Origin of the sequence: Anaerovibrio slackiae (assembly GCF_009695585.1) — a bacterium.
In the GTDB taxonomy this organism is placed as follows: Bacteria; Bacillota; Negativicutes; order Selenomonadales; family Selenomonadaceae; genus Anaerovibrio; species Anaerovibrio slackiae.
The window spans coordinates 52,493-61,439 of the sequence record NZ_VUNR01000016.1 but is presented as its reverse complement, the minus strand read 5'-3'; the positions used below and the strand labels follow the sequence as shown (position 1 = coordinate 61,439).

At 48.1% G+C, this 8,947-nt stretch carries 8 protein-coding genes and 1 other RNA gene; 4 read left to right on the top strand and 5 right to left on the bottom strand.

The annotated features are described in order from the left end of the window. Positions 1–264 precede the first annotated feature (264 nt). Positions 265–987 (bottom strand): HNH endonuclease, encoded by a 723-nt coding sequence (locus FYJ84_RS08990; RefSeq protein ID WP_205764175.1) that lies wholly within the window; start codon positions 985–987, stop codon positions 265–267. Positions 988–1,260: 273 nt separating this feature from the next. On the opposite strand from FYJ84_RS08990, the gene FYJ84_RS08985 reads away from it, so the two are divergent. Next, positions 1,261–1,521, top strand: a complete 261-nt coding sequence (locus tag FYJ84_RS08985; protein WP_154407269.1) for a hypothetical protein — start codon at positions 1,261–1,263, stop codon at positions 1,519–1,521. 13 nt (positions 1,522–1,534) lie between these two features. Here the strand turns inward: FYJ84_RS08985 and tenpIN are convergent, their stop codons facing one another. Next, entirely contained in the window at positions 1,535–2,008 is a 474-nt protein-coding gene (gene tenpIN / locus FYJ84_RS08980; protein ID WP_154407268.1) for a type III toxin-antitoxin system TenpIN family toxin, read from the bottom strand. Between the two features lie 403 nt (positions 2,009–2,411). On the opposite strand from tenpIN, the gene FYJ84_RS08975 reads away from it, so the two are divergent. Beyond that, positions 2,412–2,999: a methylated-DNA--[protein]-cysteine S-methyltransferase gene (locus FYJ84_RS08975; protein ID WP_235901411.1), complete on the top strand. Its 588-nt coding sequence runs from the start codon at positions 2,412–2,414 to the stop codon at positions 2,997–2,999. Positions 3,000–3,179: 180 nt separating this feature from the next. On the opposite strand, the gene FYJ84_RS08970 is transcribed toward FYJ84_RS08975, so the two are convergent. Both FYJ84_RS08970 and FYJ84_RS08965 read right to left on the bottom strand, forming a co-directional pair. Then, on the bottom strand, positions 3,180–3,647 hold the full coding sequence (locus FYJ84_RS08970; protein ID WP_154407267.1) for an Hsp20/alpha crystallin family protein: 468 nt from the start codon (positions 3,645–3,647) through the stop codon (positions 3,180–3,182). A 255-nt stretch (positions 3,648–3,902) separates the two neighbouring features. Then, positions 3,903–6,392 (bottom strand): cell division FtsA domain-containing protein, encoded by a 2,490-nt coding sequence (locus FYJ84_RS08965; RefSeq protein WP_154407266.1) that lies wholly within the window; start codon positions 6,390–6,392, stop codon positions 3,903–3,905. Between the two features lie 205 nt (positions 6,393–6,597). Between FYJ84_RS08965 and FYJ84_RS08960 the strand changes: the two genes are divergently transcribed. Next, the gene (locus tag FYJ84_RS08960) at positions 6,598–7,872 is read left to right on the top strand and encodes a DAK2 domain-containing protein (RefSeq protein ID WP_154407265.1); all 1,275 of its coding nucleotides are present in this window, start codon (positions 6,598–6,600) and stop codon (positions 7,870–7,872) included. 182 nt (positions 7,873–8,054) lie between these two features. On the opposite strand, the gene ssrS is transcribed toward FYJ84_RS08960, so the two are convergent. After that, a non-coding RNA gene (ssrS, locus tag FYJ84_RS08955) (6S RNA) lies at positions 8,055–8,231 on the bottom strand. Between the two features lie 92 nt (positions 8,232–8,323). Here ssrS and FYJ84_RS08950 point away from each other — a divergent pair. Next, positions 8,324–8,935: a DUF3846 domain-containing protein gene (locus tag FYJ84_RS08950; RefSeq protein ID WP_154407264.1), complete on the top strand. Its 612-nt coding sequence runs from the start codon at positions 8,324–8,326 to the stop codon at positions 8,933–8,935. Positions 8,936–8,947: the final 12 nt, after the last annotated feature.

The window sequence follows — 8,947 nt, the reverse complement described above, 5'->3', positions numbered from 1 at the left end:
GTCCTTCACGAGTGGCTTTTATCCAGCCATTTAAAGTGCTTGGAGCAAGACCAAGCTCACGAGCAGCTTTGCTAAGACCTATTTCCTTAGCTAAAGTTACAGCCTGTACCTTATAATCTGTATCATAATGTTTCTGATTTCGTGCCATGAAAAGCACCTCCTTTTCCTCGTATTATATATCATCATATACGAGTAAAAAGTGTCAACAATTATGATACAGCATCATTGAATACATGGAGATTTTATGTTACATAAACCAAAAAATCAAATATCTAAGTTAGCAAATTCCGTTTTGCTGATTTCAATACCGCTTTTTATTAGCTTGGAACTATTTTGCTCATAAAGTTGGTTCATCATTTCATGTCGGTCATTTTTAAGACCGTAATGAATTTTGCGATGACAGATAGGACAAAGGCATATTATATTGGCGTATACATCCAGGCTGTATGAGAAATGCTCCTGATATTTCATAGGAATGGCATGATGCCCTTCCATATAAGGCTTTTGGGTATTTTCAGCTATAAAGCTTTGATGGGCAGGATTTATTTCGCATTTGTAGTCTGCAAGTTTTATAACCTGCTGACGTAAAATATGATTTCGTGTCCATTTTGCAGTAGAAGTTAGTGTTGGCGTTTTGGTTTTAGGAAATGGTTTATATAGTGGTGCGATAGCATCATTTATAGCTTCAAAGTTTTCGCCTTCGGCAAATTTTATATATTTGTTGAAGCCAGCAGAATACATGTGGTTGCCACGCGAGTTTAGCGCGTAAAATTCCTCATCTGTTAGCAGTATATCACGCAAATTTTTTAATTGGGTGATATCTGCGACTTCATATAAGGTGTCTTTTATCATGGTCTTTTGGCGTAAAAAATCTGAGCATTTACTAATTGCACTAACGTATTTTTTGACAGATGCTGGTGCTAAGTGTTCTACATCTGACATATATAATTCAAAATATTCTTGTAAGATGTATTTTTGAATAGTCATGATTATCACCATTTTCTTCATCAGCAGAATGAGGCTGGGTAATATTTTTGCATAAATAAAAATGATAAAGGAATATTCTAACGAATTATGTTTCACCTTTGATTTTAGTGCAAAATGTGCAATAATGCAATGTGTGATTATAGAACTGATAAAATTTATTGTATTAGAAAAGGATTGGTTAATGGTTTTCTTCTTGATTATATTGCAAATATGGAATTGATAAGTTTTGATGAATGAGGGTCAGAATAGAGGATTTATGGCAGGTGATGTATAATGATTGATATGCAGGGTATAGTGCTGGCAGATAATGTTCAGCAGGCAGAGAGGAATTTGCAGGAACTAGATAGCGTGGATTGGGCGGAGGTTAAGGCTGAATTGGAACCTGTGGAGTTTGCCAATGCTTTTATGGATAGGGAAGGGTATTTGACATTGGCGGAGGATGTGAAGGATTTTCCTGCTTTTTTGCAGAAGCAGTGTGAAAAAGACAAAAGCAGCCAGCGATTTTGGTTCGCTGGCCGCTATAGGGACTATTGAATATGTAAGATAGTTATATCCCCATGATATCATGGAAATATGGTAATGTGGAATATTGATATTTACGCGAGAATGCTCTAGGATGAAGTAATTTGGTTCCAGTGATATGGTTGATGTATGTGCTGACATAGCTATCTGCATCATTAACGATAGTCTGTATGTTATTGCGCATCTCATTATATTCATCTTGATCAACTACTGCTGGTGTGTCACGGTCAAAATAATCTGTGTTTTTGATGATTGCTATTTTTGAATAATCAAGACCGGAATGTGTTCTTTTTGAACGTTCTGTTCCAGTAAACATAAACGCGTTCTTATGCTTGATTGATGAACGGAATGGAATACAGATAAAATAATCGCAATGGAGGTCTATCAGCAAGCAGGTATAAGGGCGTCCTTGCTTATGCATTAATTCGGGATAAGTATCTTTGGGATAGTCCTTGTTGAATTGAGATGATAAACGTAATACTTCCAATGTATATTCCATTTTATACCTCGCACGATAAAAGCGAGGCCAATGATAAAATCAGCCTCGCTATGGTTTGTTCTTCGCTCGGTCAGCTTTTATTTTACCGATGTGTCAGAACCGTCACACATCATCTTCCTTCGGTCAGTTTTATTTTACCGATGTGTCAGAACCGTCACACATCATCTTTTGCGAAAAACGAAAGAACCACTCTTTCAAGTCCAGTGTACAGGAAATAAGATTTTGTGTCAAGATGATTTACGTTGAAACAAAGAGACACTTTTCCAGTGCTTATTTCAGTAAAGTGGGTTTTGGTGAAATAAGACAGTGATGTATATTTCAGCAAAGTGGGTTTTCCTGAAATAGGATAGCGATATGTATTTCAGGAAAAGTAGATTTTGTGAAATATAAGGTGGTGAAGACTATGGATATGAAAACCGATAGATACCTATATGTTACGCCGGATGGCTTTGCCAATCTGATATTGTCCGTTGCAGGAGGCGTGCTGACGGAGGTCAGCTTTGTGAAGGATGAAGCACGGGATGGCTTGCCAAAAGCTATCGCCTGTCATGATGTACCGGAGTATGCAAGGGCAGTAAATGAGGCAAGGGAGTCAGGCAAGGGAGAAGATGCCATAAGCCTGGCAGTGAAGTGGCTGGATATTTACTTTGCCGGTGGCAGGCCGGATTTTTTGCCACCATACGAGCTGAGGAATGTTACGCCCTTTCGTCAGCAGGTGATGGATTTGCTGCTGGCGATTCCTTATGGGCAGACGGTGACTTATGGGGAGCTGGCAAAGCGGCTGGCGGAGCAAAATGGCAGGGGGAAAATGTCTGCCCAGGCGGTAGGCCAGGCCGTGGGCTGGAATCCCATCGGCATCATGATTCCCTGTCATCGTGTGCTGGGAGCCGGGGGCAGGCTGACGGGCTATGCAGGCGGCATAGCAAATAAAAAGGCACTTCTCCGGCTGGAAAATGCAGGGAGCTTTGAGGCAGGGCTCTTGCAGCTGTAATGTACTTGATATGCATGTGCCAGGTGCATGAACAAAAATATCCATGAGCAAATGAAAATCCCTGTCGGGAACCTGTATTGGTTTCCGGCAGGGATTTTTTAGAGGAATGTTTATGGTTGTTTCAGCGTATGGCTGAAATGGGAGCTATGTTTTGCAGCTGCCAGCCTAAAGGACTGAGGGTTATTTTATCTCAATGCGGGAGTGGCGCTGCACCTCAGGTGCCTTTGGCAGGACAACTTTCAGGACGCCAGCGTTGAACTGGGCGGAAATGCCAGTCTCATCGATGTTGTCGATGTAGAAGGAACGGCTGATGGTGCCGGTGTGACGCTCGCGGCGGATGTAGTTGCCCTGATTATCCTTCTGGTCGCTGCTCTCATCGCGGTGTGCCTCGATGGTCAGGTAGTTGTTATCATAGCTGAGGGAAATATCCTTCTTTTCCATGCCTGGCAGGTCGGCAGTCAGCTCGTAGGAGCTGCCGTTATCCTTGACATCTACCCGCATAGAGGCAGGCATGCCCATATCGCCAAAGCCGGCAAATGGGTTGGTGAAGAATGGCTCATTGAAAATATCAAACAGGCTGTGGAAGCCATCTTCCCTTCTTGCAACTTCGTTATTTTTCTTGGAACCAAATGGAACTAAACCAAACATGATGAGGACTCCTTTCAAAGAATATCTATAAAATGTTATTGTTGGGAGAGTATTAATTGACCTGCAAGGCAGCTGCCTATGGGCTGTCTGCTTTGCTTTTATCTTTTTGCTCTTTCTGATTATGATTATATCACTATTAGTCAAAAAGTCAATAGGTCAAAAAGAAAAAATCAGAGCTAATGCAATATTTTTGCAAAACCTCTGATTTTTCCTTTGTGTATTTTATTAAGTTCTTTGTTGATTATTGATTCATTTTTAGAACCTGTTATTTTTCAGTGCCTCGCTGAGTCCCGGGATGCTGTTGATTTTGTCTGCCAGACGGATGGAGTCCCGGATGGCTTCAGGTGTCATGGGACGTGGCTCGTTGGCACCTGTCAGATTTACCGCAGCACTGGCAGCGGTGCTTCCAGAAGCGGTGCCGCTGTCCATAAATGGCTTGCTGCTGTCATGTTCGCTGATAACCACAGCCAGCTCATCCCCGTTTTTAATAGGGTCGGTAAAGTTCACCGGCTGCTTGTTCACCAGTATGGTAAAGTTTACCCTGCTCTTGGCTGCCGGAGGCTGGAAGCCTACTGCCAGCAGTGCATCGCTGACGGTAGTGGCAGCCCGCAGTGATTTCATAAAGCGGACATTGCTGCCATCGGCAATCAGCGTGTTCGGGGTGGCAGGGTGTCCGTTGACCTCAAGGGATACGGTAGCGGACGGGATTTTGTGCTCCTGACCTTCATAGTAAATAACCAGGGAGGCATCCAGCTCTGAAACGTTCAGCACATCCCCCAGCTTTGGCAGCTCAGGGGCGATGTACTCGATGTAGTCCTGCTGGTGTACCTCGGTGGTGAGGGTAGCAGGATTGTCATTGAGTAATATTTTTGGTGAGATGGTGTACTGGGACTCCTTGTCGTTCAGGGTGTATTTTACCTTTTTGCCTGTAGGTGGAAAGCCTGCGGAGTTCAGTACCTCGCCCAGATTGCGTGTTTCCTTGCTGATGATCTCATCACCGTCATGAAGAAGCTGTCCCGGCTGTGCCGTCTGGCCGTTGATGATAAACTGGGCGGCAATATGGGTTTCCTCCCCGTTGATGAACACTGTGTAGGATGGCGGTATTTCCAGCACATCCTCCAGCGTAATCTCAGGGGCGGCACCGTTTTGCCCCGGGATGACCTGTATGCGGCTGCCGTCATGGATAGGCGTATCCAGATTTGCCGGGCTGCCGTCTACGGTCAGCTGCGCCATGGTTCCCATGGTGCCAGGGATGAATTTATTTTCGCCATTTATTTTCAGCATGGTGCCAAGTCCCGGCCTGCCGTTGAGCTTCTTCAGAAGGATGCCGGCGTTGAGCAGGGCATCGGACACGGTCAGGTCACGGAAGTTGAACAGGCTGTATTCGGCATCGTTGACATATACCCTGAGAAAATGCAGGGTGTTGATGGAGGCGATTTTCAGGATGCCCAGAGGGGTGACTGCATCAGGCAGTTTCAGTTCCTCCGGAATATCCAGCACGCCATCGATTTTGTCCGGGTGCCGCACTGCTACCCTGCCCATTGGCAAATCCATGATTTCGGCTACGAATTTGCTCAGGTTCGGTGTCAGGGAGCCGCCGCCTACCATCATAATGGCCTGTGGCGGTTCGCCGCCGTTCAGCTCCAGTATCTGCCGGGCAATTGCCTCTGCCAGCTTTTTGATGTTCGGCATGATAGGCTTCAGGACTTCCTCCGGGGAAAGGTCGTATTCCATGCCCATAATGTCGGCAAATTTGCCCTGCAGCCCATTGGTAACATCCCGCTTTACCTGCTCTGCCACGTTGAAGTCCAGCAGGAACTGCTGGGACAGGGCGTCGGTAATCTCGTCCCCTGCCTGGGGTACCATGCCGTAGGCAATGACGGAGCCGTTCTTGGTAATGGCAACGTCTGATGTACCGGCACCGATGTCCACCAGTACCAGGTTGAGGTGGCGCATGGTGGCAGGTATCAGTACATTGATGGCGGCAATAGGCTCCAGTGTCAGTGCCTGCATGTCCAGCTGGACGCTTTGCAGGGCGGAATGCATGGAGTCAATGACCTGCCTTGGCAGGAAGGTGGCGATGACAGTGGCGGAGGCAATGCGTCCCCGCTGTCCCACCAGGGTTTTCAGCTGGGTGCCGTCCAGCTCGTATTTTACGGTGCTGTAGCCTACACAGTAGTAGTTGGAAAGGTCATCCACTGTGTGGGATTCCGCCAGCTTTGCCTGGGCTGCCTGCACTCCTGCAAAGTCCAGGGCGCGTTCCTGCTCGCTGGTGATGATGCCGCTGAATTCCATCTCGGCAGCTGCTGTCATGGTGTAGAGGGCACGGCCTGCAGCTGCTACGGCAGCACTTTTCAGAGGACCGGTGCGCTTGACCAATGCTTTTTTTACGTTGTCGATGACTGCTGCCACCTGGGGCACATCGTGAATCTGGCCGTCAATCATGGCACGGGTTTTGTGCTCCTGCCTCTCGGTGGCAATGATTTTCAGCCCCTCAGGTGTCTGCTCGGCTACGATGCCGATGACGCTGCGGGTACCGATGTCCAGGGAAAAAATCCTGTCATAGCGGGGCTTGGACGGCGTTGCCTTTGCCGCCTTGGCACCTCGGACCTTTCTGCCATTCTTGCCGGCTGCCCTGCGGGTATATTTTCTTTTGGCAGTGGCAGTCCCGGCTTCTGTTGCTGTGGCTGCTGCCATTTCATTGCTGTCTGTAGCATGTATATTTTGCAAATCGGAAGTTTCCATAAAAATCTCCTTACTTTTTTTCCTCAAAAAAGAGGTTAATGAGAGAATTTCGCGAATACTTATATTATATACAATTTTCATCTACTTTTAAAGCGGATTATGTATTATAATTAGTATAAGGGATTATAATTTAGCGTAGGGTTTTAATGCATGGATTTGTGAATCCTTTTGCGAGGCAAGGGGAACAGTTTTTGGGAGTTTTGTTATGGCAAAGGATAATGAGGTTATCACAGGTACTGATTATAAGCGCATGATTATTGGTGCCTATAGTGAGTTTATCTTGGAATATGAAGGTATTAATCAGGTCAAGAAGAATGGCAGGTTCTTTTACTGCGGCATGCCGGGGACGGATGTGCTGAGAACTATGGGGGCTGCGGTGCTGCCCCTGCAGGATTCGGTGAATGAGAGCATCGGCGGCCTGGCCAGGCGCGTGGCGGATGCGGCGGTGCTGGGAGCCAGGGGCAATGCCGGGGTGATATTGTCCCAGATTCTCCGGGGGCTGGCCAAGGGGCTGACCGGCAAGTACAATGCGTCCTCCCAGGAGTTTGGCAAGGCGTTCCAGTACGGCATCCTTTATGCCCAGAAGGCGGTGCCGGAGCAGAAGGACAGGCCGATTATTGTGGCGTCCAAGATTATGGCGAAGGGCGCCTATCATGCGGTGCGTGACGGGCTGTCGATTATTGAGATTTTGAAGGCGGCCATCAAGGCGGGGGAGGAATCCTTTTCGGAGAAAATTGACTCCGGGGAGATGATTATGCAGGTGTTTCTGAATGGCTGCCTGAAGGGGCTTATCGGGGAGTTCGTGTCACCGATGCTGCCGTTTTCCAGCCGGGCTGCCCATCAGGAAAAGCTGATCAGCCCCCTTGATGATATGGTGCGCCCTTACTGCGTTACCTTTATGGTGGCAAATCCCAAGCTTTCCGTGGAGCTTATCGAGCGGGAGCTGCAGGAGATTGGCAATTTTGTAGTGGTGGAGAGGCGTTACCGCAGCCTGTTTATCCATCTTCATTCGGAGCATCCCGGCAAGGTGCTGGAGCGTGCCGTGGGCTGGGGGCATATCGGGGAAATCCATATCAATATCATGGCGGAGCCTCATGCCATGGCAATGGTGCAGCAGAGCTTTTTGATGCCGCTGGCACTGATGACGGTGGCGGATACCCCGGAGCTGGGGCAGAGGTTGCAGGAGGCCGGGGCTACTGTTATATTGGATGGCAGTGACCCCTCAGGGCCGTCTGTGGAGGAGATTGTGAATGCTGCCCACAGCGATATTGCCAACAACTACATTATCCTGACTGATTCGGAGCATATCCGGCTGGTGGTGCATCAGGCACGGAAAATCCTGGGGGACAGGGTGGAGGTAGTGGTGGCTGACGGGGAGGATGAGCAGATTCAGGCGGTGCGGGCATTTTTCCCGGAGGATGATATGCTGTCCAACGTTACACGCATGAAGCATGCGATTATCCTGGCAGGGCAGGAGTGAATAACTGCTGTACAGGCGTAAAAGTCTATCCTGCCGGAGTGTTCGCTGCCAAGGGGATATAGTTGAGGGATGTTTATCGGCATATCGATGCCTGTGGCATGATAAAGGGTGTACTGTGTGCCTGCATACTGTAAAACTGCATACAGAAAGAGGGAAGCCGCGAACGACTTCCCTCTTTGCAAGCGGGTTCCGAAATGCCGTCGACCAACAGGTCTAACCTGCGATTGCAGGTGGGTGCCCTCAGCAGCCGCTTTTGCTATTCGCTCGGAGACGATCCAGCAGCCACGGCGCGATGTCAGGCTCCCGTATAAAAGGAGTAGGCCAGACGATGAAAGGAATAACGGACATTCTAGAGTATCCCTCTTTGATAACTATACTATCACAATATTTTTTTAATAACAAGTCTTGACAAACAATATTATATGATTTTTTTTAGGAGGAAATGAGATTTATGGCGAAACAGCAGTTGATGAGGGCGATTTTGATAGAGCCGGGCAAGGAGCCGGAGATTATCCGCCTGCCGGCAGGTCATGGGGAGCATGAGGAGGCCATCCGTGATGTGCTGGAGGGAAATTATGGTGCGGTGGAATTTTTTGAGATTCAGCCGGGAATTTCCCTGTTTATATTGGTGAATGACCTGGCTGCTGTGCTGGGAATGAAGCCTAACCGCCGCTTCCCGGAGCCGGACAGGGAGCAGATTATCTACGGCAAGGCGATTTTTATGGCAGCCTACAACGGGGCGGATGAGAGCCAGGAGGGAACCCTTGATATGTCCGAGGAAATCTGCCTGATGTTCATGGAGCAGATCAAGCTGCATTTTGAGGCCTGCCGGGGGGATGAGGAGCCGCGCCCGGAGGATACCCTGTACTACGATGAGGATGAGGAAGGCAATCAGGTGCCTTATCGCTGGGTGGAATGTCTGGCAAAGCCCGAAAAGCTGCCGGAGCCTCTTCTGGCTGGCAGGGTAAAGTTTTACCGAGGCGAGGTGCGGGAATACATGGAGATTGGCGGCAGGTTTTTTAAGAAAGTGACGGTATATACGCCTGGCAGCAAATTGAATTGAGATAGTTCTCGC

What these genes read in the sequence shown, in the direction of transcription:
- FYJ84_RS08990 (WP_205764175.1), bottom strand. Translation starts at nt 987, where the DNA reads ATGACTATTCAAAAATACATCTTACAAGAATATTTTGAATTATATATG.
- FYJ84_RS08985 (WP_154407269.1), top strand. Translation starts at nt 1,261, where the DNA reads ATGATTGATATGCAGGGTATAGTGCTGGCAGATAATGTTCAGCAGGCA.
- tenpIN (WP_154407268.1), bottom strand. Translation starts at nt 2,008, where the DNA reads ATGGAATATACATTGGAAGTATTACGTTTATCATCTCAATTCAACAAG.
- FYJ84_RS08975 (WP_235901411.1), top strand. Translation starts at nt 2,412, where the DNA reads ATGGATATGAAAACCGATAGATACCTATATGTTACGCCGGATGGCTTT.
- FYJ84_RS08970 (WP_154407267.1), bottom strand. Translation starts at nt 3,647, where the DNA reads ATGTTTGGTTTAGTTCCATTTGGTTCCAAGAAAAATAACGAAGTTGCA.
- FYJ84_RS08965 (WP_154407266.1), bottom strand. Translation starts at nt 6,392, where the DNA reads ATGGAAACTTCCGATTTGCAAAATATACATGCTACAGACAGCAATGAA.
- FYJ84_RS08960 (WP_154407265.1), top strand. Translation starts at nt 6,598, where the DNA reads ATGGCAAAGGATAATGAGGTTATCACAGGTACTGATTATAAGCGCATG.
- FYJ84_RS08950 (WP_154407264.1), top strand. Translation starts at nt 8,324, where the DNA reads ATGGCGAAACAGCAGTTGATGAGGGCGATTTTGATAGAGCCGGGCAAG.